The following is a 22,627-nucleotide window of genomic DNA, read 5'->3' as shown; positions in this document are numbered from 1 at the left end:
TGGCAAAGCCGAATGCCGCAACCAGTTCGGTGGCTCGCGACGTAGTAGCGGAGCAGGGCTGGGGGCGTGGACGGTATCCAGCAGCTTGCGCGAAATTCGGCGGAGCTTCAGCGTTTCTGACTCAACAGGTTCCGGGCTCTTGTGCGAGGATTTGGAACTTGGCGGCCTAAGAGGCCGTCGTCGCACCGGGCCTCGGCAGTGAAAGAAGAGCAATCTGTGAATTAGCTCATTTAAGGTTGAAGGAAGCCGTGTCTTAACACTCAGGCGAGTCCGAGGATTGCACCAGGAGACGGGCAATGCCAATCACTACGGAAACGACCTCGTTCACCAAAGACATTCAAGGCCGCTATCTCTGCAACAATCTCGCGGAAGTTGATGCCTGGAAATCCGCAGGCGGGCGTCCGTTCGATTTCATCATCGTGGGAGGCGGGACGTTCGGTTCTGCGATGGCTGAGCATTTGTGGTTCCGCCAGAAACAAACGGGTGGCGGATTGAGGACGCTGGTCGTCGATGCCGGGATGTTCACCGTCCCTGAGCATGTTCAGAACACGGGGATCCAAGGGTTTGCCGATCCGGCTAATCCGTTCCTTTTGAACGAAAGCCTGCCGCAGCCGGAGCCCCCACGCAACGAGGTCTGGGGAATTCCATGGAAGTCGACTATTCCCTTCAAAGGACTAGCGTACACGCTCGGGGGCAGATCGCTCTATTGGGGCGGTTGGTCGCCTCGTCTGCTGGACGAGGAGATGTTGGGTTGGCCCGCAAACACCGTAGTCGATCTGAACAGCCGCTATTTCGATGAGAGTTCTCGCCAGATCGGTGTCGACGAGGCGAACGACTTCATTTTCGGCGAATTGCAGAATGCGCTGCGTCGCCGGCTCTTCGACAGTTTGTCGAGCGTGCCCGGAGCGTTCGCGCTCGACGCGCTCCCGCCATCTCCGCTGCTGAAGTCGGGCGCCGACCCCGCACAGTTGCTTGGCCTGTCGTCGAGCGGCGGACTTTCGCAAAACGACCTCCTAAACCTGCTGAAGCTGGAAGCGCCGCTGGCTGTGCAGGCGCGCCCGCCACACGCGGGGTTCTTCCCGCTGAACAAGTTCAGCGTCGTTCCGCTGCTGATGAAGGCGGCTCGGACTGCGGCGAGCGACTCCAACGGCAATGATTCGGTCAAGGAATTCATGGTGCTGCCCGACACGCATGTGCTGACGCTGCGCAGCGTCCCCACCGCGGCAGGGACCTGGCGCATCTCAGGCATCGACACCAGTCGAGGTCCGATAGATCTGGCACCCGGTGGTGCCGTTGTCATCGCGCTCGGCACGATCGAGAACGCGCGGCTGGCTCTCGCATCGTTCGATGCCACCGGACTTCCGACCCTGTCGCTCATCGGCAAGAATCTGATTGCGCACCTTCGCTCGAACCTTGTCATCCGCGTGCCGCGGTCGGCGATTTCCGGGCTTTCGCCGGCGGTGAACGAGCTGCAGACTGCGGCCCTGTTCGTGAAGGGACGGGCAACGCGCCCGAATGGTGATCTGATCGGCCACTTCCACCTTCAGATCTCCGCGAGCGGCGGCGGCAACACCAGCGGCGCCGAGGACGAGCTCTACCGCAAGGTGCCCGACGTCGGCTTTTTCGATCAGCTGAAGACCTCGACCGACACGCATGTCGCAATTGCAATCAGAGGGCTCGGAGAGATGGAGCCCGCCGATCCGGCCAATCCCGCCGCTCATCCAGGCCGCGTCGATCTGAGCTCGCGGACAGACGAATACGGCGTTCGTCGTGCATCGGTTGCGCTGACACCGACGCAGCGCGATCAGGATCTCTGGGCCGTCATGGATGCGGCGATGCAAAAGGTCGCCGCCGTCTTGGCCAACGGTCAGCCCATGCAGGTGCTCCAGAGCAACCAGGACGGGCTCGGGACGACCCATCATGAAGCCGGGACACTTTGGATGGGCACCGATCCGACCACGAGCGTCACGGACGGCAACGGACGCTTCCATCACACCGAGAACCTGTATGCGGCCGGCCCGGCGCTCTTCCCGAGCATCGGTTCGCCCAACCCGATGCTGACCGGGATAGCGCTCTCGCGCCGCACCGGCGACCTGATCATGACGCCTCCTGCCTTCGCGGCCGAGGCGGGTTTCGAGACGCTGTTCGATGGCACCTCTCTCGGGGACTGGACAATGTCGATGATCAGCAACCAGCCCGGCCGGGACGACCCTGGCTCGTTCCGGGTCCGGCGCGGGGTTCTCGAGGCACGAACGGGGACCGATCTGGGGCTGCTCTGGCTGAAGCGCCGGACGCCGCCTCGCTATGTTTTGCGGCTGCAATGGATGACGACGGCGCCGGACGACAATTCGGGCGTCTTCATCGGCTTCCCGGACCCCCGGAACGAGGGCTACGACAACACGGCCTATGTCGGCGTCAACTTCGGCTTCGAGATTCAGATCGACGAACTGGCCCGGCCGGACAATGCGCCCATCCACAGGACGGGTGCGGTCTACTCCTTCAAGGGGCCGACCGACGGTCCGCTGACGGTCCATCCGGTGGGAGAATGGAACAGCTATGAGATCACCGTCGATGGTGCCGACATCACCGTCGCGCTGAACGAGCAGACGGTGAACATTTTCCATTTCGCGGGCGATCCGCAGTCCCCGCGCCGCGGGCTGCCGTCCACCGCTCAGGACCCGCGCTTCATCGGCCTGCAAACTCATACGGGTCGCGTGCTCTTTCGCAACATTCAGTGGAAGTCGTTGGAGGGTCTCGTGGCATGAACCTGATGCCACTCGGATCCTTGGGCGCCGTGGAAAGCAACGGCGCGGTGACGTTCGGACTCTGGATGCCCTGGGTGTCGGCGGCTGACGGCAACGTCGTCACCGTGAAGATCATCCATGAGGCGGACCAGTTCCTGCAGGAGATGCCGGCCCGGGAGTTTCGGCTGGCGCACAGCGTTCGTGCTCCATATGGCGACTTCTGGTCGGTCACGGTCCCCGTCGCCGGGACGCCGCCCGCGGTGCCGGGCTCGCCCTGGGGCAGTCCGGGTCGCTATGTCTATCGCTACACCATCACCAACCCGAACGTCGGAACGCTCGACTGGATCGTCGACCCATTTGCGCGCGAGTTTGGTGTCGGCAGGCAATCCGCCTTCACTCTGGGCTACCAGCCCTACCTCTGGAGTGCCGGCGAGGCGCAATGGCGAACGCCCGCGCCGGCAGACCTGATCCTGTATGAGGTGAACATCGCCGAGTTTGGCAACGACCTCGACCGCGCTCGCGGGCTGGTCGCCTACCTCGCCGACCTCGGGATCAACGTCATCGAGATCATGCCGCTGTCCAACGTCGGCAACTCGGTCGATTGGGGCTATCTGCCGATCGGCTATTTCGGCGTCGACGAGCGTTTCGGCAAGCGGTCGGATTTCCAGCAGCTAGTCGACATCTGCCACCAGCACGGGATCGCGGTGATCGTGGACGTCGTCTATGGCCATACGGGCGTGGATTTCCCGTACTACGACGCCTACACGCGGCTGCGGTACCGCGATAATCCGTTCATGGGGCCGTTTGCCAAGGACTACTTCAGCAACTTCGGCAAGAGCACGGATTTCAATCGGGCGATCACGCGGGACTTCTTTTACACGGCAAATCACCATTGGTTGGAGGTCTATCACGTCGACGGCTTCCGTTACGACTGCGTCCCGAACTATTGGGACGGGCCGATGGGCGTGGGCTATGCGAGCCTGGTCTATGAGACGCACCAGCTGACCAAGGCGAACATCGCGGCAGGTCGCCCGTACTGGAGCCGCTTCGACGGAGCGGCCGGCAGGCCGCTGACTCTCGTGCAGATGGCCGAACAGCTCGAAGCTCCGGAGGACGTGCTGCGCTCGACCTATTCCAACTGCACGTGGCAGAACGGCACCTATGGCGCGGCACGCGCGGTAGCCCAGGGGGATCGCGGCCGGCTCGCCGACCTCGGCCTGCAGCTTGGCCTCTTCGGCTACCCCGACCGGGAGACCGTCAACGGCGACGACATCCCCAAGACCGCGCTCCAGTACATCGAGAATCACGATCACGAGCGCTTTCTGTGCAATTTCGGCACCTCCAACCCCGACGAAGCCGGCAATCCGCTGTTCGCCGAGGGAGACCGGGCACGCTGGTACATGCTGCAGCCCTATTTGATCGGCCTGCTGATGAGCAAAGGAATTCCGATGCTTTGGCAAGGCGAGGAATTCGCCGAAAACTACTTTCTGCCCGATTTCGGAATGGGCCGCGTCTCGCTGCTGCGGCCCATGCGCTGGGATTTCTTCTACGATGATTCAGGACGGCCCACCCTAAGCCTGGTGCGTAAGCTGCTGCGGATCCGGCGGCACCGCGACCACATTCGTCAGGGCACGTATTTCTTCTTCAATGACTGGCACCGATATCAGCAGTTCGGAGTGCTTCTTTTCGCCCGCTACGACCGTGGTCGCTACACCTTGATCGCCGTGAATTTTGGAGAGACTGACCGGACCGTCCCGTTCTGGTTTCCGATGGCCGGGGATTACGTCGAAGAGCTGCATGGCGGCGCTCTCGACCTGAGGAACGTGCCTTCGCTTCAGCAAGTAGATCTAAATATCCCGCCGCATTATGGACGGATCTGGACGCTGACGTAGGCGCGGGGACTATCCTGAAGACATCGCCAACACACCGCTCGATCAAGAGCCCTCCCGAGGTTTGTCGAGGATCTGGACAACACGAAGATCTGTCAATTTCCAAAAAACGATCCTCTTGCCAAGTGGGGGAGGCTTTCTCCATTCCACAATCCAACAAGTTGTGGGTCGGACTCGAAACGGCCGAAGAAGGGATTTGGTTCGGTGCCTTCCGCATGCTGCCCGGTCTCAGCCGTCCAGCACAACGGAAGGAGGCGCGTTTCCAAGCCACGCCTGATTCCGGGGCCGCGCGCTACACGGCCCCACCTCGACCGACTTGCACTGAAACCGGAATCCACGGATAGCCCCACATCAAAAGAGTTGACGAGGTCAGCTTGTCGTCATACTGGTCTGACCAAGATCAGACCAGCGAGATCGGGATGGAGCTTAAGCGCGCGGTCGAAGCCGAAAAAGGGTTTGAGAAGGTGTTTGCCTTCCTGCGCGAACGCCTGCTCGCGGGCTCGCTCAGGCCGGGCGACCGCCTGGTCTCGGAACGCGAGCTCGCCACCCTGCTTGGCGTTAGCCGGCCGATCGTCCGCGAGGCGCTGCGTGCCCTTACGGTGCTCGGCATCGTTGAGATCCGCGACCGCATCGGCACTGTGGTGGCCCGGCCGGACGTCTCGGTACTGAACGACTTCTTCACCTTCGCCCTTGCCCACCAGGCAGACATGCTTGACGACGTCATGCAGGCGCGCGTCGCGATCGAATGCCAGGCGATCCGCCTCGCCTGCGAGCGCGCCAACATTGCCGATTTCGAACGGCTGCAGCGTGCACTGGCGAAAATTGGGGACACCATCGACGAGTCCGATGCCGGCGGCATGGCCGACTTCGAATTCCATCGCGCAATCGTCGTGGCCTCGCATTCGGAGACGCTGACCGTCCTGCACGGGTCGCTGGCGGGTCTGTTGACGCATTCGCATCGCAGCCGCCGCAAGCTGGTGCAGGCCTTCCCGTCGATGAAGACGTACCTCATCGACGACCACCGGCGCATATTCGACGCGATCATCGCGCGCGACCCTGAGCGAGCGGATGCGACACTGCGCAAGCATTTTGCCATTGGCGACGAATACCGCAGGAGGGCCGTCGTCGGCGACATCGACAAGACCAGCGCCTCGCGCTGATCGCGGACTAACCTAGAAACGGACGAATAGCATGGGACGGAACGACAAGGGCAGCGTCGGCTTCATCGGAGTCGGTACGATGGGCCTGGAGATGGTGCGCAACCTTCTGAAGGCGGGGCACGCGGTGCACGCGTTCGACCTCAACGAGGCCGCCTTAGCCGATATCGTCCAGGAAGGCGCGACCCGGGCCAAGAACCCGGCCGATGCTGCGCAAGGCGCCGACATCGTCATCACCATGCTGCCCGACACGCCCCATGTCGAGGCGACTGTTTACAGCGAGCATGGGCTGCTGAAGTCGCCGCCCCCCGGCAAGCTGATCGTCGACATGAGCACGATCTCGCCGGTCGCGGTCCGCCGCATCCATGCCGACCTGCAAAAAAATTGGCGTCAGCTTCATCGACGCGCCGGTCTCGGGTGGGCCGTTGGGCGCCAAGAACGCCGCACTCTCGATCATGGCCGGCGGTGATGCGAACGCCTTCGCGCAGGCCGAGCCGTTCTTCCGCGCGATGGGCACCACCATCACGCATGTCGGCGCGTCCGGCGCCGGGCAGACCGTCAAACTCTGCAATCAGCTGATCTGCGGCATCAACATCCAGGCCATCTGCGAGGCGCTCGCGCTCGGGCGCGCTTCGGGCCTCGATCTCAATTTGCTGCGCCGAGTGCTGCTCGGAGGCTCCGCCGCCTCCTGGATGCTCGACAAGCTCGGCCCCGCGATGATCGCCGGTGATGTCTCCGCCGGCTTCCGGATCGATCTCCAGCTGAAGGACCTCCGCCTGGTGCAGGAGCACGCGCAGGCGCTGAGCGTGCCGCTGCCGGGCACGGCGCTCGTCACCAGCCAATATGTGGACGCGCGCGCGCATGGCGAAGGCAACAATGGCAACCAGGCGCTTTTCCGCGTCTATGACCGCATGACCAACCAGACCACCGGCTGAACCTGACACAATGAGCCTCCAACTCGACTTCCCCGCAGTGCTGGAGCGTTGGCCGAGCTTTCTCGCCGGCGCCGCGCTGACGCTGGAGTTGGCGGTTTTTGCGACCGTGCTCGGCGCCCTGTTCGGCACGCTTGCAGCCGTCGGCCGCGGCTCGCACAGCGCGCTGATCGCCGGCACCTGCAAGGTCTACGTCGAATCGATCCGCAACACGCCCCTGCTGGTGCAGATCTTCCTGGTCTATTTCGGCCTCGCCAGCCTGGGACTGAAACTCTCGGCCTTTACCGTGGCGGTGGCCGCGCTGACCATCAATGTCGGCGCCTACACCGCCGAGATCATGCGCGCCGGCTTCGAGGCGGTTCCACGCGGACAAATCGAGGCCGCCGAAGGACTGGCGCTGTCACGCCTCCAGATCTACTGGCACATCATCCTGCTGCCGGCGATCGAAAAGGTCTATCCAGCGCTGACCAGCCAGTTCGTGCTGTTGATGCTGGCCTCCTCGGTCTGCTCGCAGATCTCCGCCGAAGAGCTCACCGCCGTCGCCAACTACATTCAGTCGGACACCTATCGCGCGTTCGAGACCTACATCATCGTCGCCGTGCTCTACATTATCCTGTCGCTGGTGATGCGCGCGGGCTTCTGGGGCCTCGGCCTCGTGCTGTTCCCGCGCCGTCGCCGGCTCGGCACACCGTTGTGAGATGACCATGGGCGGACATCTCAACATTAACCATTTGATGTTCCTCGGCCAGGGCGCGCTGTGGACCATTGGTCTATCCGTGATCGCGCTGATCGGCGGCAGCATCGTGGGCTTTGTGATTGCGCTGGCACGCATCTCGCCGCTCAAATCGGTGCGGATCGCCAGCGGCGTCTATGTCCAGCTCATCCAGGGCACACCGCTGCTGGTCATCCTCTTCCTGGGCTATTTCGGCCTCGCCGCAATCGGCCTCAAGGTCTCCTCGCTCACGGCCGCCGGCGCCTCGCTGACACTCTATGTCGCCGCTTATCTCGGCGAGATCTGGCGTGGCTGCATCCAGTCCGTGCCGAAGCCGCAATGGGAGGCTGCCGAAGGCCTGGCACTGAGCCGGACCCAGCGCATGATGAAGGTGATCCTGCCGCAGGCGATCCGCATCGCGACGCCGCCTACCGTCGGCTTCATGGTGCAGATCATCAAGAACACCTCCCTCGCTTCCGTCGTCGGCTTTGTTGAGCTGATGCGCTCGGGCCAGATCGTCAACAACTCGCTTTTCGAGCCGTTCGTCATCTACGCCATCATCGCCGTCGCCTATTTCACCATGTGCTATCCCCTGTCGTTGTTCAGCCAGAAGCTGGAACGTCGCATGGGGCGTGGCAAGTTTCACCTTGCACCGGCCTGAACATGCAGCAGAACGCCTCCGCCTCCGAACCGATTGTGTTGCTCCGCGACGTGCAGAAGAGCTTTGGCTCGCTGCGGGTGCTCGATGGTGTCAGTTTTGCCGTCGAGCGCGGCGAGGTGCTGGCGCTGATCGGCCGCTCCGGCTCCGGCAAGAGCACGGCGCTGCGCTGCATCGACCGCTTCGAGAAGGTCGACGGCGGCGAGATCGTCGTCTGCGGACATCGGGTTGACCGTCCCGACGTCGACCTGCGCGCGCTGCGCCAGGACGTCGGCATCGTGTTCCAGAGCTACAATTTGTTTCCGCATCTCACGATCGAGCAGAACATCACGCTGGCGCCCTGTGCCGTCAAGGGCATGACAGCGTCGCAGGCCAAAGACCTTGCGCGAAAAGTGCTGGCGCAGGTCGGGCTCGAGGAGAAGCTTCACGCCTACCCGGAGCAGCTTTCCGGCGGCCAGCAGCAGCGCGCCGCCATCGCCCGCTCGCTCGCCATGCAGCCGAAAGTGATGCTGTTCGACGAGGTCACGTCCGCGCTCGATCCGGAGCTCACCGGCGAAGTGCTGAAGGTGATCGAGCAGCTGGCGGCTGATGGCATGACCATGGTGATGGTCACCCACGAGATGGGCTTTGCCAAAGGCATCGCCGACCGGATCGTCTTCATGCATCGCGGCAAGGTTCACGAAACCGGACCTGCCTCGATCCTGACGTCGCCGACGACCCCCGAACTCACGCAATTCGTGGGCACGGGCAACTTAAAAACATAATAGGGAGGAACTAGGAATGACCAACAAGACATTGCTGGGTGCTGCCGCCGCGCTGTGTGGCCTCGTCATGATGGCGGCGACGCCGGCATCGGCCGACTTACTCGACGATATCACGCAGGCCAAGAAGATCCGCATCTCGACCGACCTCGCCATCCCGCCTTCGGGCATGATGGACTCGAGCATGAAGCCGACCGGCTCCGACGTCGAAGTCGCGCAGCTGCTCGCCAAGGACTGGGGGCTCGAGCTCGAGTTCATCCAGACCACCGGGGCAACCCGTATCCCGAACGTCCTGACCGGCAAGGCCGACGTCATCATTTCGACGCTCTCGGTGACGCCGGATCGCGCCAAGGTGATCGATTTCACCAAGCGTTATGCGACGCTGCAATCCGACGTCGGCTGCCTGAAATCATCGACGGTCAAGGACTGGCCTGACCTCAAGGACAAGTCGATCGGCGTCTCGCGCGGCACCACGCAGGACACGACCCTGTCCAACATGAAGGACAAGGACCTCAAGATCTCCCGTTACGATGACGACGCCACCATGGTCACGGCGGCTGTGTCCGGTCAGGTCGACTGCGTCGCCTCGTCGGCGACCATCATCAACCAGATCGGCGTGAAGAACCCCTCGCGCGTGTTCGAGTCCCGGATTCCGCTGGCGACCTTCGACCTCGCCATCGGACTGAAGAAGGGTGAGCCGCGCCTGATGGACAAGCTCAACACCTGGATCACCGAGAACGTCAAGAACGGCAAGCTCAACGCGATCTACAAGAAATTCCACGGCGTCGAGCTGCCGCCGGATATGCGTAGCTAAGACCGGAAACAATCGTGGCAGCCGCGCGCGGCTGCCACGCCCATGCAAAATCAAGAAGGGCATCACATGCGTCTCGTCATCGGATCCGACCACGCCGGCTGGCCGCTCAAGCAAACCGTCATCGACCACATCCGCAGCCTCGGGCATGACGTCGTCGACGTCGGCTCCTATGACGACAAGCCGGTGGATTTCCCCGACATCGCCCGCGCCGTGGCTCAGAAGGTGACCTCGGGCGAAGCCACGCGTGGCATCATGGTCTGCGGCACCGGCGTCGGCGCCTCGATCGCCGCCAACAAGATGAAGGGCATTCGCGCCGCGGTCTGCCACGACATCCATTCAGCCCATCAGAGCGTTGAGCATGACGACGTCAACGTCATGTGCATCGGCGCGCAGATCGTCGGCGCGTGGCTGGCCGTCGATCTCGTCTCGTCCTATCTCTCGGCCGAGTTCTCCACCGACGAGGATTTCCGCCGCCGCGTGGAGAAGCTGCGAGTCTTGGACGAGCAAGGCTGACGGTTTCTCCGCCATGATCCTAGTGTTCGGATCGCTTAACATCGATCTGGTCGCCCATGTCCCGGTCATTCCGGGCCCCGGCCGCACCGTGCTCGCGCCCTCCTATCGAACCCATTTCGGCGGCAAGGGCGCCAATCAGGCCGTGGCTGCCGCGCGCATTGCCGGGTCGGGACGCGTCCGAATCGCGGGCCGTATCGGACGCGACGGATTCGGCGACAGAGCGGTAGAGAATCTCCGAGCAAACGGCGTCGACACGGATCTCGTCGTCAGATCGGACCAGCCGACCGGCTGTGCCTTCATCACGGTCGATCAGACCGGTGAAAATGCAATCACGGTGGCAAGCGGCGCCAACATGACCGCGAGCGCCGATGACCTCCCCATCGCGCTATTCGGCCGTGACACAATCCTGGTGCTTCAAATGGAAGTGCCTTTCGCAGAAGCGCTGGCGGCCGCACGCAAGACGAAATCCGTGTCCGGTACTGTCATCTGGAATCTCGCACCCGTGCCGGAGTTGATGACCCGCGAGATGGTGGTCGAGCTTCTCTCGGTGACCGATTATCTCCTCGTCAACGAGCATGAGGCTCTGGATGCAGCCAGGGCCATCGGCTTCGCCCCGTCGCCGGATTACGACGCCGCAGCCGCCGAACTTGCCAGGGCCGGTGACCTCAACTGCATCGTAACCGCTGGCGCGCTGGGCGCACTCGCCTTCACCGCCGATGGCAAGCGTCTCCGCGCGCCTGCTCCCTGCATCACCCCCATCGACACAACCGGGGCCGGCGATGCCTTCGTCGGCGCCTTCGCGTCTATGGTAAGTGAGATAGTGCCGTTGCAAAAGTCTTTGGAAATTGGATGCGAGGCTGCCGCATTAAATTGCCTTAAAGAGGGCGCGCAGGACGGAATGCCGGTCAGAGGTGCGGTAAAGTCGATCGCCTGACCATCAGAGATCGTTCATGCACGATGGCTGGCAGCAGGATTCTTGGCTTGCGGGGGATCGCCTTCGCCGACGAGAGCACCTGTCGTTTGAAGCCGTTCTGAACAAGGGGCCGTTGAGAACACACGGCGTCCAGATTTCGGTCAGCTCGATATCGCCATGGGTCCGAGCTAAATGATCGTCCCGACGGCATTCGTTCGCGGTCCAGACCAGCAGATGTTCTCGCCCAGCCCCCGCCGCACTCTCGGAGCCAGCTTCAATCAGGGACGAGAATAGCTCGGATGGGATCAGGTGGATTTGGTGCAGATTGAGGAGGGAGGCTGGCGACGGCTCGATAGCGTTGCCGGACGAACGCGCCGGCTTGGACGTTGCCTTTGACGCGATCTGATCCGGCGACGGCTTGCTGATGTGGTGGTCGAGATCGTGGCTACAGCCAATCCTTTCGCTAGGCCAACAGATCCTGTGTCGACGGCATCAGGCGGCCCGGGCGAGCAATCACCGCTCCCGAGCGGAATGGCGAAGGACTCCGAAACAAGCCCACGAGCAGGGCCTTAAGCTAGGGGAAGTGGGACGCCCGTCAGCCGCCCTTGGTCGACACGAACCCTTTCTCGGCGAGTGGTGGTAAGCGCTTGATCGAGGAAAAGCCGCGCCCTCGACGAGCGCGGCTTGTTGCTGTCGGGGCCTGTCACCAGCGGTGATGGTGCCAGCGGTGCCGCACGACCGGATATGATCCGCGGTAATAGGCGTAAGCAGGCCGCACGGCTCGGCGGTACCGGTAGCCGTAAGACACGGGCGCCGTGTAGTAGGTCGTGGTGGCGTAACCACCACCCCAGCGATAGGGCTCGTCGTAGCCGTAGTCGTAGGCGTAGGGTCCGCCGTAATAGCCCGCTCCATAATAGCGGGGGCCACCGTAGTAGCCGTAGCCAGGTCCCCATCCATAAGCCGACGAGGCAAGCCCGCCGATTACGGCGCCGGCCAACAGACCGCCGGCGATGCCCGGTCCCCAGCCACCTCGCCAGTGGGCTTCGGCAGGAGAGGTGGTGGCCACCGTGGACAGACCAAGAGCGCCGACCATCAGCGCCGACATCGCGATCTTCTTCATCGAGATTCCTTTCACATTGCTCGCGCCCTACCGATAACGGGAAAAAGAGGCAATGGTTGCAGCTGCCCGGGCGGCGCGGGCAATGGAATCCTCGCCGCCGGAGACGGCGCGCGATGCGCCAGTACGGAGCCCGCCGCCGTGACCGCGACGGCCGCCCCGCTTGCATCCAGAAGGTCCGGCCGAAGCCAACGCCTGCAGCTCGGTCGGACCGCGCGAAAGAGCCGAGCAAAGGCTCCTTCTCGAGCGGCTAAGCCAGCGGGAAAAACCGGAAACTTTCCGGAGTGCCTTGAGTTGGCAGCGACTGGGTTCGGTCTCCGGAGGGAGTGAGTATGGTCGACGAAGTCGTCTTGAAGAACGCCATGGAGACCGCCTGGACGGTGTACCGGGCGCAGCACCCCGAGGTCGATCCGCACGACAGCCGGCGCTGCCTGCTGGAGCGCCACCTCCAAAGCAGGTCGGAAGCGCGAGAGAGCGATACCGAAGAACTCGCTGGCTTCGGGATAGCCTATCTGCAGCGGCTTCCTCGAGACGAATGTTGACGGCCATGAAGACGCTTGCAGCGCGAGTGGCCCGCGGAAGCACGAGGCCTGATTGGACGCTGCTCGCGATTTCGGCCCTCATTTCCGCGACGATCGTGACTGTCCTGCGGTTCGTGTTCGGAGCCTAGCCGATGCGGATTGCGCAGCTTGCTCCGTTGGCCGAGAGCGTACCTCCAAAGCTTTACGGCGGCACTGAGCGTGTGATCGCCTGGCTCGTGGACGAACTGGTCGAACTCGGACACGACGTCACCCTGTTCGCCAGCGGGGATTCCAAGACGAAGGGAAAGCTCCACGCCGTGTGGCCGCGCGCGCTGCGCCTGGGGCGGAAGGGTGCCGATCCGAATGCCGCCTGCGCGCTTCTGATCGAGGCCATCGCCGAGCGCGCAGGCGACTTCGACGTGATCCACTCCCACATCGACTGGTTGCCCCTTCCGGTGCTGAGCCGAACCGGCGTGCCTTTTCTGACCACGATGCACGGCAGGCTAGACCTTCCTTGTCTGCCCGAGGTAATCGGCATCTTTGCAGACGCTCCATTCGTCTCCATTTCCGCCGACCAGCGTCGGCCACTTCCGGAGGCGAACTGGATCGCGACGATCCAGCACGGACTGCCGAAGGATCTGTTTCGGCCGTCCTACGAACCGGGTTCCTACCTGGCCTTTCTGGGGAGGCTGACGGCTGACAAGGGACCGGAGGACGCCATACGCATCGCGCGCGCGGCGCGAATGCCGCTGCGAATTGCCGCCAAGATTCCTCGGTCGGAGACGGCCTACTTCAAGAACAAGCTCGAGCCGAACATCGATGGCCAGACGGTTCAACTCGTCGGCGAGGTCGACGACGCGAAGAAGCAGCCTTTCCTCGCAGACGCAGCGGGCCTGCTATTTCCGATCGATTGGCCCGAGCCGTTCGGTCTGGTGATGATCGAGGCGATGGCGTGCGGAACGCCCGTGATCGCTTATCGATCAGGGTCGGTGCCTGAAGTTGTGGAGGACGGCGTCACCGGCTTCATCGTCGACGGTCAGGAGCAGGCGATCAGGGCGGTGAAAGAACTGGGCCGACTGGACAGACGAGTGGTCCGCGCCCGGTTCGAAGAGCGCTTCGCCGCAAGCCGGATGGCGAATGAATACGAGACCCGATATCGCAACCTGATCGCTCGTGGAGGACGCTGCGGGTGAGAGATCCGCGGCTGGCACTGGCGTGAATGGAATCCTTGGCCATGCCGTTTTCGAATCAGGAGCAAGTTGAATTCTAGAGTTGAGGTCGGCATCCGAACGGGCGTGGCTTGGACGTACTCTGCGATCGCTCTCAATACGTGCTCTCGGGAGCTCCCGCGCAAAGCATGCCTCGGTTTGCTGCCAATTTATGTCGGTTCCTGACGCGGAACTTTCGCCCCGAAACAACATTGTGGTTGGTGGCAAAGGCTGAGTCATGAAAAACGAACCATCCCGGATCTCAAAATTCTTCGGTGATTTCGCTAACAAAACCTCGCTTGCGGCTGGGCGCGCCTCGACCTTCCTGTTAGCTGCGGGTGTGGTGGTCGTGTGGGGCATAAGCGGCCCGCTCTTCCAGTTCTCGGACACTTGGCAGTTGGTCATTAATACTGGGACCACAATCGTAACTTTCCTTATGGTATTTCTGATTCAGAACTCGCAAAACCGTGACAGCGCGGCCATTCAGGTAAAGCTGGACGAACTCATTCGCGTGAGTGCGGCGCGCAATAGTCTCGTGGGAATTGAGCACCTCACAGACGATGAGATTGAGGAGCTTCGCTCAAAATGTGAAGCGCGTGCCAAGGCCGAAAAAGCCGGAGATGAGACACTCGACCGGACCCGACAGTCAGCGCGGCGAGCCGCCGAGCAGATCGCCAGCTGACGATGTCAACGCCGACATCATCGAAAAGACCGGTAGAAAATATCGACGCCATCCTGCGGCTTGAAAAGCAGGATGAGGAAAAGATCGCTCTTCATCATCGTGTTTTTCATGCAATCGGATCGTTTGCGGGCACTCCGCAGTTCGTGGTGCTGCAGTGCGGGGCGATGGTGTGTTGGATTGCCTTCGGCCGGGTATTCCCCGATCGCGCGCTTGATCCATTCCCGTTCCCGCTGCTCGGGACATTCCTCGCGCTGGAGGCGGTACTTCTCACCTCCTGTGTCCTCATTCGCCAAAATGCGACCGACCGCATTTTGGAGAAGCGAGATCGTCTAGAACTTCAGATTAATCTGCTCTCTGAACGGGAGGCGACGCGGTCCTTGAGAATATTGCAGAAGCTTGCCAGGCGGCTGAATGTCGATGACGAGGATTGCCAACAAGACGAATTGGCGCAGGAGACGTCTGTTGATCAACTTGCCCGAGGCTTGCGCGAGCGCGAGCAGGCTGAAAAGGCTCAATGAGATGTCCGCCCGGAGGACGACATGGGAGGCGCTCTGATGCCACCTGCGCCATCGTGTTCATCTGCACGAGCTCTTCCTGAGCAGAGTCCGTGCGATGCGCACGGGGCTAGAATTTGAGCGTCGTCCTGAGGCCGAATACCGACGCATTTTTGAGGGCCTTGCCGGCGAATGGCGTCGCCTGCCCGGTGGCGCCGCCGCCCGGGTGGATGATGTATTGGAAGTTTGGCTGCAACGACCAGCCCTCCTTTATCTGGTATTGGTAGACCGTCGTCAGCAACCCCTCGAAGTTTCGCGAGGGCCAGTTGGGATTCACCAGCATGCGGTAGTCGGCGTCGAGCGCCTGCGCCCGTTTGGACAGATGGGCATAGCCCGCGGCGATCCCGAACTTGTCATCGGGCCGGCCGTCACGAAGCCCAATGAACTCGACGCCGGCATCAGCGTAGAGATCGATCAGGTTGCGATCAGCGGGCGCGCCGGCGGCCCTTGCGAACACACCGATCCCGCGATTGTCGCTGTGAGGCACGCGGTAGATCTGTTGCTCGAAGACCGCCCAACCACCGATGTCTCCTGCGAGCAATAGCGGCTCGCCGCTGCTACCGGGAGCGGCGAGCGAGCCGCCGTTCGACGCGAGCTGTTGATCCGCGAAAGAGCCAAAGTGCCGCCAGCCGCCGAACTTGATCTGGCCGGTCAGGTTGGGATCGCCCTTCTTGTTGTTCCAGGCGTACTGGATCTGACCCAGTAACAACGGCGGATCGTTGACGCGGAAATTCACGCCGTAGCGATTGCGCTCCTGCGGGTCGCCCGATCCGGGGCCGGCTTGGTCGCCGTCGAAGATCCCGCCCAGAACGGAAAGCTGGTCGGTCACGTTGACCAGTAGCCTTGCGCCCATAGCCGCCAAAGGTGGCGAAGGTCCGCCGCTGGGAAGATCAAGCGACGTGATCGCGGTCCAACCCATTGAGGCGTTGGTGAACACGTCTGTATATCTGGTGTTGAAGAATTCGCTGTCGGCGGCGAGCTGACCCACTTTCAGCGAGATCCTCTTCGCGCCCCACTGCTTCTCGAAATACGCTTCGTAGAGACGCGTTGAGGGAAGGGCCTCGATTCCGCTGACGACGAAGAAGTTCTGAAGATTGCTCCGGGACAGGCCGTCGCCATGGATCTGGAACATGTTGGCGTGAAAAGTGAGCTTGTCGATCTCGACGAGCTTCTGCAGATCGACATCCACCGCGAGGTTGAGACGGCCTTCGTAGATAGCTCCCTGTTTCAGGCCGCCGGAAGCGTTACCAAACGCCTCGCCTATGTAAGTGGCCGCGAACTTCACGCCTACTTCTGCAGCGGATTGGGCAGAATGCCGAGCGTCTTTTCCTCCACGGTGCTCTCACCCGTGTCCGGATCGGCCGGCTTGTCGTCGTCGGTCTTCTTATCCTCCTGGGCCGCGGCGCCGGCTGCCAGGAGCATGACTACCGACATCGAAAGAACGACCTGCCTATAGGCTCGGTGGGGTCTCGACACGCGACTTCCTGATCTCGAAGATAGCCTTACGAATTGCCTGATCTTGCAAGGCAAGTCCACCGTGGAGGCAATTTCCAAAAGGTCGGTCAGACCAGCTGGCCTATCGCAATCATTTTTGAATCGCGGCACGCGAAATGTTGGCTATGATAGGTTTTCCCTTCTGGGGGCATTCATGTTCGGTCCGTCAACTACTGCGCTATTGCGCGCGGTCTTAAACGAAGTTTCCGAGAGCGTTTCGCACCGCGAGATCGGAGCGCGTACCCATGTCGCCTCAAAGATACTGGAGGCTGCTACCAAAGGTGAGGTATCACTAGACGAACTCAGGCAGGTAGCCGTGATGCCCTTTCGCGTGCACCCACGATGTGGCGCTGATCGGTCGAGGCGGGCGTGAATTTCCAGGTCACGGTGCTGAAGATCCTGGTGAGCTATCCGGACGGCTTCGCCGTCATGGAAGACCTCAAGCGCGACATGGCCATCCTGGCGACCAGTGGCCGCGAATGGGCAGATCGGACCAAGCGCCTCGCCGCGCGGGTAGGCGCGGCGGCTGAAATAGTCCCAAACTGTCCATTACGCCTCCCCAGCCCCAAGCGCACCGCCCTTACGTTGCTTGCGGCCAGGCCGATCCGACCTAAGAACGGTTTTGCTTCGGGTATCGGGACGGGGACTTGTGCACGGGTCCATCTACCCAGCCGGCAGAGCCGCGAATGGCAAGGACGGAAGCGGAACCGAACGGTAAACGACCGTCCCGCCGGCCCGCACCACGCCCAGCATCCCGGCTTTGAATGGAAGGCCCCTTTTTGCCGACGAGAGCCCCAGCCGAGGCGTGCCTGGAGGCATCGAGGAGGACGCAGGCGTCCGGAGACCGGGTAGGCTTGGCTAGGCGGGCTCCGTCAGAGAATCGAGACGTTTCCGGAGAAATGCCAGCACCACGATCTCGTCGGAAGTGAGCTTGGCGTACTGGCGCTTGAACTTCTGCGCGATCTTGGTCTCAATCATCTTCACGAGGTCACCTGACAGGTAGGCGTTCAGGACTTCCGGGTGCACGTAGCACTTGCGGCAGATGGCCGGTGTGTTGCCGAGCTGCTTCGAGACGCTTTCGATCGCGGCGACGACGTTGCGCTTCGCCTCGGCCTGGCTGTCGTACTTCTTGAATTCGGCAAGCGCCAACGCCGCCAGAACGGTTCCCGCCCAAGTCCGAAAATCCTTGGCGCTGAAGTCCTCGCCCGTGATGTCCTTGATGTAGGCGTTGACGTCGCCGGAATCGACGGTGCGGGGCTGTCCGTCGTCGTCCAGGTACTTGAAGAGCTCATGTCCGGGGATCTCCGCGCAGCGCTTCACGATCGCGGCTATCCGCTTGTCCTCGACGCGAAGCTTCCATTGTTTGCCCGACTTGCCCGTGAAGTCGAAACGAAGGACGCCGCGCCCGACCGCGACGTGCTTGCGGCGCATGGTGGTGAGCCCGTAGGACTTGTTTTTCTCGGCGTACTCGGCGTTGCCGACCCGGATCAACGTCTTTTCCAGAAGACTGGCGATCGTGGCCAGCACCTTCTCGCGGGGCAGTCCGTCCCGCTTCATGTCGGCAGCGACCCGTTCCCGCAGCGCGGGCAGCGCGGCAGCGAACAGGACGATATGCTCATACTTGTTCTGGTCTCGGAGTTCGCGCCACTTCGGATGGTAGCGATACTGCTTGCGACCCCGCGCATCGAGCCCGGTTGCCTGGATGTGGCCGTTCGACGACGGGCAGATCCACACGGACTCGTAGGCCGGCGGGATGCCGATTGATTTGATGCGTCGGATGACGGCGGCATCGGTGATGCGCTTGCCGTCCTTGTCGTAGTAGCTGAAACTGGTTCCAGTCCGCTTGCGCGTGTACCCCGGCGCGGAGTCGCTGACGTAGCGGAGGCCTTCTTCCGCGATGGTGGCCGCGACCTCGGCGGTGCGGTCCAGAACCTCTTCTTCGTTGCTGGCTTGGCGGAGCATGGGCCGGCCCCCTCGGAAGCACCCGGGAATCGAGCTCCACTCTTTCTCAAGGGATGAAGACACCGGTTGGTTCCGCTCTGAGGTCGAACGCGAGGTCTGGATCAGTGGCCCTCCAGAATAGCGAGACCTCAGATGGCGAGCCGGTCCGGTTGCGGCCGCCTCCATCCTCGCGAAAGTCGAGCGCGACACCCGAATGCGGACACTCGACGAGCGTCACCCCGGCTACGGATTCGCGGATCACAAGGGCTACCCGGTGCCGGCTCATTATGAGGCGCTCGCCAGGCTTGGTGCATGCGCAGCTCACCGGAGGTCGTTCGGACCGGTACGCAAGGCGCTCGGGCTGCCGCCCCTACCGCCGTGGCCTTCGGCGTCCGAGCGCGCCGCCATCTGAACTCCAGATCGAACGTTTCGTCTCGGCGGCATTATTTTCGCGACCACTTCTTTTCGCGAACGACGTCCTTGGCGTTTTTGTCGGACCTCAGGCCGAGATAGACCGGCTGGCGCAGCTCGCCCTTGCTGGTCCACTCCGCGAATTTCACTTCCGCGACCAAGGAAGGACGCACCCAGGTCGTAACCCGCTCATTTTTCACCTTGCCAGGGAAGGGCGACTTGGCTGTCTTCAGCCTCACGAGCTTGCGGTGAAGCTCTTCGAGAACTTGATAGCTGAAGCCGGTGCCGACGTGGCCAATGTACCGCCATGCATCGGCGTCGCGTACCGCCAGCACGAGGGCGCCAAAGAAGGGCCGGGTTCGCCTCGGCGCGGTGAAGCCGGCGATCACTACCTCCTGACGCTGCGCGGTCTTCACCTTCAGCCAATCGGCGGTCCGGCGTCCGGACGCGTACGGGCTGTCGGCGCGCTTGGCCATGATGCCTTCGAGATGTCTCAGCTCGGCTTGTGCAAAGAACTTTGTGCCGCTGCCTTTGCGGTGGTTGCTGAACGCGATGAGCTTGTGGCGCGGCAGGAGGGCTTTGAGCCGCTTCTTGCGCTCGAGAAGCGGCAGCGCGCGCAGGTCCTCGCCCGCTGCGAACATGAGGTCGAACGCGCAGTACAAAAGCTTGGCCTCGTGACGCAGGGCGTTTTGAAGCAACTGGAAATGGGATACGCCGTCCTTCCCGATCGCAACGAGCTCGCCATCGATCACGGCGTCCGCCTTCACTCCCTCAAGTGCTTTCGCGACCTCGACATAGGAGTGGCTGATGATCTTCCCGTTGCGGCTGTAGAGCGCGACCCGACCACGCCGGATTTCCGCGACCATGCGGAAACCATCGAATTTGTCCTCGAAAACCCAATCGGGATCGTCGAACGGCGCATCCGTGAGCGTGGCCAACATGGGCTGCAGGCGATAAGGCAGGGTCGATTTGCGGGCCATGGTAGGCTCTTTCTACACGGCCGGCAGAGGCCGAAACGAGGAGGACGGAGGGCGAGCCCGCGCGGTATCACCAGCCGCGACCATCCCGCCGGCCCGTACCACACCCAGCACCCCAGATTTGAACGGAGGGCCCGTTTCCGCCGACGAGAGCACCTGTTGCTTAACGCCGGGGTGGAAGCGGTCGATCAGAACGCAAGGCGTCCGGAGGCCGGTCAGTTCTACGATCGCCGTTGGTCCAAGCTCGATGAGCGTCCCGAGCGGCATCCGCTCAAGGTCCAGACCGGCAGTGGTGATGTTCTCGCCGAGCTCTCCCGGTCGTACCTCGAAGCCCGCGTCCGAGAGGGAGGCAAAGAGCTCGGACGGGATCAGGTGGACCTGCCGGAGATTGGGCAGGTGCCGCTGGCGGCGGGCGAGATAGCGGTGCCGGACGAATGGGCCGGCGTGGGCATCGCCTTCGACCCCATAGCCTTCCACCAGCACGATCTCGTCCTGGAGCGGTTTGCTGAAGTTGTGCCCCGGGTCGGCGGCGACCGCCACCACCCTTCCCTGCAGCGAGAGATCGTGCGCCTGCGGCATCAGGCCGCCCGGGCGACCGAGCGCCGCTTCTGGCGGAGGTAGCGCGTGATCTCCGGAAGGGCCATCGCGTTCAGGACCCGGTCGGCAGGGACGCCGCCCTTCCGGGCCATCTCGACGCCCCAGTGCATGTGGTCGAGCTCGGGGATCGAGTGCGCGTCCGGATTGATGCTCATCATGCAGCCGAACTCGAGGGCGGCCTGATGCCAGCGCCAATCCAGGTCGAGCCGCCAAGGGTGGGCATTGATCTCGACGACGACGTCATGCCTAGCGCATGCCCGCAACACCTTCTCGATGTCGATTTCGTAGCCCGGCCGCCGCTGCAGCTGCCGCCCGGTCATATGGCCTATGATGGTGGTGTGGGGATCGGAGATCGCACGAAGCAGGCGCTGCGTCTGCGCCTTGGGGTCGAGTTTGAATCGGCCGTGGACGCTCGCGACCACGAAGTCGAAGCGCTGCAGCACGTCGTCCGCATAGTCGAGCGAGCCGTCGGCCAGAATGTCGGACTCGATGCCTTTCAGGATCCGGAAATCCTTGCCGAAGCGCTTGTTCAACCGGTCGGCGTCCCGGTGCTGCTGCCTGATCTCTTCCTCCGAGAGGCCGCCCGCGTAGTGCGCGGACTTGGAGTGGTCGGCGACGCCGAAATACTCGAAGCCGCGCTGGCGCGTGGCCTTGGCCATCGTGTCCAATCTCTCCGTGCCGTCGGAGGCATCGGTGTGGCAATGAAGGATTCCGCGCAGGTCCTTGTCGGTGACGAGCTTCGGCAACTTGCCCTTCAGGGCGAGCTCGACCTCGCCGCGGCCCTCACGGAGTTCAGGATCGATGAACGGCAGACCGAGGGCACTATAGATCTGGACCTCGTCGCCGGCGATCAGGGTGCGGCCCTTGTGCAGCCCGTCGCTCTCCAGCCGCATTCCTTTCTCCGCGGCCAAAGCCTGGAGCCTCTCGATGTGAGCGGCTGAGCCGGTGCCGAAAAGAAGGGCGGCGCCGAAGTGGTTGCGGTCGGACAAGCGGATTTGCAGTCCGTCGGTCGCCGAAGCATTCGCCGCCTTCTCGATCTTGGCAGCCTCCGCAACGATCGTGAGGTCGCCGACGAGTTCGCAGCCGCGGCGGAAGTCGCCTGCGATCGTCACGCGCTTGAGCTCCGGCCGAGCCTTGCGGAGCGGATCCTTGGCGTGCGCGAGCAGGGCGGCGGCACGGTGCAGATGGAGGCGACCTTCTCCACTTTTGGCGATGGCCAGGTTTTGCAGGATCTTGGTCTGCAGCGCGGCGCCGAGGCCTTTGGCCTTCTTGATACGGTCGTCCTTGGCGGCGGCCTCCAACTCGGCGAGCGAGGTGATGCCGAGATCCTTGTAGAGCCGCAGCACCTTCTCGGGGCGGAGGCCGGGAACGGCGAGCATCTCGAGCACGCCCTCGGGTATCTCCTTCCGGAGCTTCTCAAGGCTCGGATGAGAGCCCGTCTTGTGAAGCTTGGTGATGATGTCGGCGATCGCATCTCCGACGCCGGGAATCTCGGTGAGCCGGTCTTCGGCGATGAGCACGTCCAGAGGGACGGCAAGGGCCGCCAGGCTGTCTGCGGCCCGCGTGTAGGCTTTCGCCCTGTACGGGTTGCCGCCACGCAACGCCGTCCGCTGTGCGTATTCTCGCAGGAGACTGACGATGGTGCGTAAGTCAACGGAAGCCACTCAACGAGCCTCCCGTTCCGCGCCCGGCCTCACCGGAGCAAACGCTCCTTTAGCGGGTGGGCCGTGATCGCGGCGATCGAGAGATGCCTCAAGTTTTTGCGCTGCCCGGAAGTCCTCAAGGTGCTGCGTGTTCGGGCTGTAAGCGGCCTCCTTCTTGAGGAGATTGTAAATTCGCCCCGCAACGAGCTGCAGATGCTTCATTCTGCCGCGCGGCAGCGATCGGGCTTTGCAAAGAGCCCGGACGGCGTAGGCGCGGAAGTAATCAAAGGCGTCAGACATGGTCTGGGTAAACGCCCATTCTGGCCTATAGTTCGGTCGACATAGTCAGCCCCGCAGGACCGTTATGGGCGACATTTGGCGTGCACCTA

At 62.7% G+C, this 22,627-nt stretch carries 21 protein-coding genes and 3 pseudogenes; 16 read left to right on the top strand and 8 right to left on the bottom strand.

The features are described 5' to 3' along the window. Nucleotides 1–296: 296 nt before the first annotated feature. The 10 genes and pseudogenes from AB3L03_RS28960 (at nt 297) to AB3L03_RS28915 (ending at nt 11,114) form a co-directional block, all read left to right on the top strand. The gene (locus AB3L03_RS28960; RefSeq protein ID WP_368507425.1) at nt 297–2,765 is read left to right on the top strand and encodes a family 16 glycoside hydrolase; all 2,469 of its coding nucleotides are present in this window, start codon (nt 297–299) and stop codon (nt 2,763–2,765) included. Next, on the top strand, nt 2,762–4,636 hold the full coding sequence (locus tag AB3L03_RS28955; protein ID WP_368507424.1) for an alpha-amylase family glycosyl hydrolase: 1,875 nt from the start codon (nt 2,762–2,764) through the stop codon (nt 4,634–4,636). The genes AB3L03_RS28960 and AB3L03_RS28955 overlap by 4 nt, the downstream gene beginning before the upstream one ends. Nucleotides 4,637–5,052: 416 nt before the next feature. Further along, nucleotides 5,053–5,793 (top strand): FadR/GntR family transcriptional regulator, encoded by a 741-nt coding sequence (locus AB3L03_RS28950; RefSeq protein ID WP_368507423.1) that lies wholly within the window; start codon nt 5,053–5,055, stop codon nt 5,791–5,793. A gap of 31 nt (nt 5,794–5,824) precedes the next feature. Next, nucleotides 5,825–6,725 (top strand): annotated as a pseudogene (locus tag AB3L03_RS28945) (NAD(P)-dependent oxidoreductase). Nucleotides 6,726–6,735: 10 nt separating this feature from the next. After that, the gene (locus AB3L03_RS28940) at nt 6,736–7,419 is read left to right on the top strand and encodes an amino acid ABC transporter permease (RefSeq protein ID WP_368507422.1); all 684 of its coding nucleotides are present in this window, start codon (nt 6,736–6,738) and stop codon (nt 7,417–7,419) included. Between the two features lie 7 nt (nt 7,420–7,426). Beyond that, entirely contained in the window at nt 7,427–8,095 is a 669-nt protein-coding gene (locus AB3L03_RS28935; protein WP_354211472.1) for an amino acid ABC transporter permease, read from the top strand. A gap of 2 nt (nt 8,096–8,097) precedes the next feature. Next, entirely contained in the window at nt 8,098–8,856 is a 759-nt protein-coding gene (locus AB3L03_RS28930) for an amino acid ABC transporter ATP-binding protein (RefSeq protein WP_368507421.1), read from the top strand. A gap of 16 nt (nt 8,857–8,872) precedes the next feature. Further along, on the top strand, nt 8,873–9,667 hold the full coding sequence (locus AB3L03_RS28925) for a transporter substrate-binding domain-containing protein (RefSeq protein WP_368507420.1): 795 nt from the start codon (nt 8,873–8,875) through the stop codon (nt 9,665–9,667). Between the two features lie 66 nt (nt 9,668–9,733). Further along, nucleotides 9,734–10,180 (top strand): ribose 5-phosphate isomerase B, encoded by a 447-nt coding sequence (rpiB, locus tag AB3L03_RS28920; protein WP_368507419.1) that lies wholly within the window; start codon nt 9,734–9,736, stop codon nt 10,178–10,180. A 13-nt stretch (nt 10,181–10,193) separates the two neighbouring features. Beyond that, nucleotides 10,194–11,114, top strand: coding sequence for a ribokinase (locus AB3L03_RS28915; protein ID WP_368507418.1), 921 nt, complete (start codon nt 10,194–10,196; stop codon nt 11,112–11,114). Between the two features lie 682 nt (nt 11,115–11,796). Here AB3L03_RS28915 and AB3L03_RS28910 read toward each other — a convergent pair. Continuing rightward, nucleotides 11,797–12,228, bottom strand: coding sequence for a hypothetical protein (locus AB3L03_RS28910; RefSeq protein ID WP_368507417.1), 432 nt, complete (start codon nt 12,226–12,228; stop codon nt 11,797–11,799). 314 nt (nt 12,229–12,542) lie between these two features. Between AB3L03_RS28910 and AB3L03_RS28905 the strand changes: the two genes are divergently transcribed. From AB3L03_RS28905 to AB3L03_RS28890, 4 genes are all read left to right on the top strand, one after another. Beyond that, entirely contained in the window at nt 12,543–12,752 is a 210-nt protein-coding gene (locus AB3L03_RS28905; protein ID WP_368507416.1) for a hypothetical protein, read from the top strand. A 131-nt stretch (nt 12,753–12,883) separates the two neighbouring features. Continuing rightward, the gene (locus tag AB3L03_RS28900) at nt 12,884–13,924 is read left to right on the top strand and encodes a glycosyltransferase family 4 protein (RefSeq protein ID WP_368507415.1); all 1,041 of its coding nucleotides are present in this window, start codon (nt 12,884–12,886) and stop codon (nt 13,922–13,924) included. Nucleotides 13,925–14,177: 253 nt separating this feature from the next. After that, the gene (locus AB3L03_RS28895) at nt 14,178–14,621 is read left to right on the top strand and encodes a low affinity iron permease family protein (RefSeq protein ID WP_368507414.1); all 444 of its coding nucleotides are present in this window, start codon (nt 14,178–14,180) and stop codon (nt 14,619–14,621) included. Nucleotides 14,622–14,623: 2 nt separating this feature from the next. Beyond that, the gene (locus tag AB3L03_RS28890; protein WP_368507413.1) at nt 14,624–15,139 is read left to right on the top strand and encodes a DUF1003 domain-containing protein; all 516 of its coding nucleotides are present in this window, start codon (nt 14,624–14,626) and stop codon (nt 15,137–15,139) included. A 106-nt stretch (nt 15,140–15,245) separates the two neighbouring features. Here AB3L03_RS28890 and AB3L03_RS28885 read toward each other — a convergent pair whose 3' ends face one another. Both AB3L03_RS28885 and AB3L03_RS28880 read right to left on the bottom strand, forming a co-directional pair. Then, nucleotides 15,246–16,460 (bottom strand): carbohydrate porin, encoded by a 1,215-nt coding sequence (locus AB3L03_RS28885; RefSeq protein ID WP_368507412.1) that lies wholly within the window; start codon nt 16,458–16,460, stop codon nt 15,246–15,248. A gap of 2 nt (nt 16,461–16,462) precedes the next feature. Then, complete coding sequence (locus AB3L03_RS28880) at nt 16,463–16,597, bottom strand: hypothetical protein (protein ID WP_368507411.1); 135 nt, start codon at nt 16,595–16,597, stop codon at nt 16,463–16,465. Nucleotides 16,598–16,823: 226 nt separating this feature from the next. Here AB3L03_RS28880 and AB3L03_RS28875 point away from each other — a divergent pair. After that, nucleotides 16,824–17,023: pseudogene (locus tag AB3L03_RS28875) on the top strand (hypothetical protein). 504 nt (nt 17,024–17,527) lie between these two features. Here AB3L03_RS28875 and AB3L03_RS28870 read toward each other — a convergent pair. Continuing rightward, on the bottom strand, nt 17,528–18,796 hold the full coding sequence (locus AB3L03_RS28870) for a DNA topoisomerase IB (RefSeq protein WP_368507410.1): 1,269 nt from the start codon (nt 18,794–18,796) through the stop codon (nt 17,528–17,530). On the opposite strand from AB3L03_RS28870, the pseudogene AB3L03_RS28865 reads away from it, so the two are divergent. Then, nucleotides 18,780–19,022, top strand: a pseudogene (locus tag AB3L03_RS28865) (ribonuclease HII); the annotation flags it as partial. The gene AB3L03_RS28870 and the pseudogene AB3L03_RS28865 overlap by 17 nt on opposite strands. A 31-nt stretch (nt 19,023–19,053) precedes the next feature. Here AB3L03_RS28865 and ligD read toward each other — a convergent pair. Genes ligD through AB3L03_RS28845 form a run of 4 tightly spaced genes read right to left on the bottom strand, consistent with a single transcriptional unit; the run spans nt 19,054 to nt 22,538 of the window. Continuing rightward, on the bottom strand, nt 19,054–20,001 hold the full coding sequence (gene ligD / locus AB3L03_RS28860; RefSeq protein ID WP_368507409.1) for a non-homologous end-joining DNA ligase: 948 nt from the start codon (nt 19,999–20,001) through the stop codon (nt 19,054–19,056). A 12-nt stretch (nt 20,002–20,013) separates the two neighbouring features. Then, the gene (locus tag AB3L03_RS28855; RefSeq protein WP_368507408.1) at nt 20,014–20,577 is read right to left on the bottom strand and encodes an MOSC domain-containing protein; all 564 of its coding nucleotides are present in this window, start codon (nt 20,575–20,577) and stop codon (nt 20,014–20,016) included. Further along, entirely contained in the window at nt 20,577–22,259 is a 1,683-nt protein-coding gene (locus tag AB3L03_RS28850) for a PHP domain-containing protein (protein ID WP_368507407.1), read from the bottom strand. Before AB3L03_RS28850 ends, AB3L03_RS28855 begins: the two co-directional genes overlap by 1 nt. Then, the gene (locus tag AB3L03_RS28845) at nt 22,260–22,538 is read right to left on the bottom strand and encodes a hypothetical protein (RefSeq protein WP_035973532.1); all 279 of its coding nucleotides are present in this window, start codon (nt 22,536–22,538) and stop codon (nt 22,260–22,262) included. It abuts the gene before it with no gap. Nucleotides 22,539–22,627: the final 89 nt, after the last annotated feature.

The sequence above is a fragment of the Bradyrhizobium lupini genome (genome assembly GCF_040939785.1).
Classification (GTDB): domain Bacteria; phylum Pseudomonadota; class Alphaproteobacteria; order Rhizobiales; family Xanthobacteraceae; genus Bradyrhizobium; species Bradyrhizobium canariense_D.
This window is presented reverse-complemented; position numbering and strand designations above follow the sequence as displayed.

Excerpts from the sequence above, each read along its gene's own strand:
- AB3L03_RS28960 (WP_368507425.1), top strand. The coding sequence starts at position 297 with ATGCCAATCACTACGGAAACGACCTCGTTCACCAAAGACATTCAAGGC.
- AB3L03_RS28955 (WP_368507424.1), top strand. The coding sequence starts at position 2,762 with ATGAACCTGATGCCACTCGGATCCTTGGGCGCCGTGGAAAGCAACGGC.
- AB3L03_RS28950 (WP_368507423.1), top strand. The coding sequence starts at position 5,053 with ATGGAGCTTAAGCGCGCGGTCGAAGCCGAAAAAGGGTTTGAGAAGGTG.
- AB3L03_RS28940 (WP_368507422.1), top strand. The coding sequence starts at position 6,736 with ATGAGCCTCCAACTCGACTTCCCCGCAGTGCTGGAGCGTTGGCCGAGC.
- AB3L03_RS28935 (WP_354211472.1), top strand. The coding sequence starts at position 7,427 with ATGGGCGGACATCTCAACATTAACCATTTGATGTTCCTCGGCCAGGGC.
- AB3L03_RS28930 (WP_368507421.1), top strand. The coding sequence starts at position 8,098 with ATGCAGCAGAACGCCTCCGCCTCCGAACCGATTGTGTTGCTCCGCGAC.
- AB3L03_RS28925 (WP_368507420.1), top strand. The coding sequence starts at position 8,873 with ATGACCAACAAGACATTGCTGGGTGCTGCCGCCGCGCTGTGTGGCCTC.
- rpiB (WP_368507419.1), top strand. The coding sequence starts at position 9,734 with ATGCGTCTCGTCATCGGATCCGACCACGCCGGCTGGCCGCTCAAGCAA.
- AB3L03_RS28915 (WP_368507418.1), top strand. The coding sequence starts at position 10,194 with ATGATCCTAGTGTTCGGATCGCTTAACATCGATCTGGTCGCCCATGTC.
- AB3L03_RS28905 (WP_368507416.1), top strand. The coding sequence starts at position 12,543 with ATGGTCGACGAAGTCGTCTTGAAGAACGCCATGGAGACCGCCTGGACG.
- AB3L03_RS28900 (WP_368507415.1), top strand. The coding sequence starts at position 12,884 with ATGCGGATTGCGCAGCTTGCTCCGTTGGCCGAGAGCGTACCTCCAAAG.
- AB3L03_RS28895 (WP_368507414.1), top strand. The coding sequence starts at position 14,178 with ATGAAAAACGAACCATCCCGGATCTCAAAATTCTTCGGTGATTTCGCT.
- AB3L03_RS28890 (WP_368507413.1), top strand. The coding sequence starts at position 14,624 with ATGTCAACGCCGACATCATCGAAAAGACCGGTAGAAAATATCGACGCC.
- AB3L03_RS28880 (WP_368507411.1), bottom strand. The coding sequence starts at position 16,597 with ATGCTCCTGGCAGCCGGCGCCGCGGCCCAGGAGGATAAGAAGACCGAC.
- AB3L03_RS28870 (WP_368507410.1), bottom strand. The coding sequence starts at position 18,796 with ATGGAGGCGGCCGCAACCGGACCGGCTCGCCATCTGAGGTCTCGCTAT.
- ligD (WP_368507409.1), bottom strand. The coding sequence starts at position 20,001 with ATGGCCCGCAAATCGACCCTGCCTTATCGCCTGCAGCCCATGTTGGCC.
- AB3L03_RS28855 (WP_368507408.1), bottom strand. The coding sequence starts at position 20,577 with ATGCCGCAGGCGCACGATCTCTCGCTGCAGGGAAGGGTGGTGGCGGTC.
- AB3L03_RS28845 (WP_035973532.1), bottom strand. The coding sequence starts at position 22,538 with ATGTCTGACGCCTTTGATTACTTCCGCGCCTACGCCGTCCGGGCTCTT.